The sequence below is a fragment of the Acidisoma sp. S159 genome (genome assembly GCF_009766125.1).
Classification (GTDB): domain Bacteria; phylum Pseudomonadota; class Alphaproteobacteria; order Acetobacterales; family Acetobacteraceae; genus Acidisoma.
In genome coordinates, this window is record NZ_LMUG01000054.1 from 9,038 (window position 1) to 10,493 (window position 1,456).

Here is a 1,456-nt window from a genome sequence, read left to right on the forward strand (position 1 = left end):
TGCTCTGCCGCTTTTCCTCTTGCTCCGCGTTTTGTGTATCTTCGTCACAGCATACACGTGCTGCCGATTCTACGCGGCCAGCGATACGATCAGCGCCGTCCTCGAAATCGTAGGATTCGGGGTAAGTCGCTCGAAATTGAGTCGACAATCTCTTGGGCGAAATCCTTATGGATTCCAGATTGTTCGAGATAACTCTGCTCGTAGCGCTCGAAAGACTTGAATAAAAGAATGGAACGTCGTAGTCCCGACAAGCGGATGGTTAATGGCATTTCCCATCACGGCAAATGCCATCAGGATGTCCATTTGAAGTTCCGAATCACTCGCTAGTTCAGAGAACTCGGTACAAAGCACTGCGAGGCATTCACCGGCCTTCTCGACCGTCATCTTTTTGCCCCCCGCAGGACGACAAGTCAGCAGTTTCTGCGTTTGGGCTGCCCAATAGGCTGGTTCAACAGAAGTCCCATTTGCGTCCGTGTTGTTGCCCCTCAATTTCCGGACAGTGCGACCTCACCGGTTGAAGTTGCGTTGAGATGGATGAACTCCCGAGGGGACCGATAGCCAAGCGAGCGGTGCGGATGCAACGCATTCTATTGCTCGAACCAGGCGGGGAGCGTTTGGATGACTGTCGCGGCGTCGGGCTTTGGTTTGAACGCCCATGGTCGAACGTTCGCACTAAGGCTTCTGCCACGCCGTTGAACTGCCACCGTTCTTTGCCACAATGACGAAGCTTCCACTTGACCGAATTAACGAGAACTCATGCGCTTTGATCAGCAACAGGGTCATACGCGCGCAGCACGAAGACCGGAGGAGTGGAAAGGGAGAATCCCTCCCAGCGTTCATCCTTGTCAACGAAGTTGACGCCCATGTTCCCCACACTGGTGCAGACGTATGGCCGGGTCCAGTTGGGTGGAAGATCAGGCGAACCGCTCGCCATGGCGGCGTTCGCGCTCGATACCAAGATTGCCATGATCGCGCACACGACTACTCGCATCTACGCCTCCCGCAATACCGCTTAGTCGCTCACGCAGGACTATCGCTGGACCTGTCTGCGACCACAACATTTCAAAACATTTCCTTAAAGACGGTTACGCCGCCGGCGAGCGATTTCGTGCCGGCGCTCCAAGTCGCCGAGCCGGCCATATTGCTCCAGTCGGTGCTTTCTACGACTTCCCGAGATGCTGATGCTGCGTTAAACTTGTCAGCAGACATGCATTCTCCAGCAGGAAGATAGCCCACTGAATCCTCGTTCAGGTCAACCGGCGCGCTGTTCTGCTGCCGGACACGCCAAGGACGACCACCCTGCACAGATGCCCAAGAGCCCTGCTTTACCCAATTTGGCCGCTCAGCATTTTTGAACCTCCTCCCGCCAGCTTGACCAAACCAAAGACGCCGCAGTCGAGGTCGTCAGGTTCCCCTTTCGAATGTTACGACCATTCAAAGGGGCATCGCAGCATCA

2 protein-coding genes are annotated in these 1,456 nt (G+C 55.2%); both read right to left on the reverse strand.

Annotated elements, in window-relative coordinates; genetic code table 11:
* Positions 1-754: 754 nt before the first annotated feature.
* A complete protein-coding gene (locus GSQ92_RS16340) occupies positions 755-991 on the reverse strand; it encodes a hypothetical protein (protein ID WP_159013697.1) in 237 nt (78 codons plus the stop codon).
* A gap of 71 nt (positions 992-1,062) precedes the next feature.
* Positions 1,063-1,209 (reverse strand): hypothetical protein, encoded by a 147-nt coding sequence (locus GSQ92_RS16345; protein ID WP_159013698.1) that lies wholly within the window; start codon positions 1,207-1,209, stop codon positions 1,063-1,065.
* Positions 1,210-1,456 lie beyond the last annotated feature (247 nt).

Bases quoted from the DNA above. Each gene is read 5' to 3' on its own strand.
- GSQ92_RS16340 (WP_159013697.1), bottom strand. From the start codon at position 991: ATGCGAGTAGTCGTGTGCGCGATCATGGCAATCTTGGTATCGAGCGCG.
- GSQ92_RS16345 (WP_159013698.1), bottom strand. From the start codon at position 1,209: ATGTCTGCTGACAAGTTTAACGCAGCATCAGCATCTCGGGAAGTCGTA.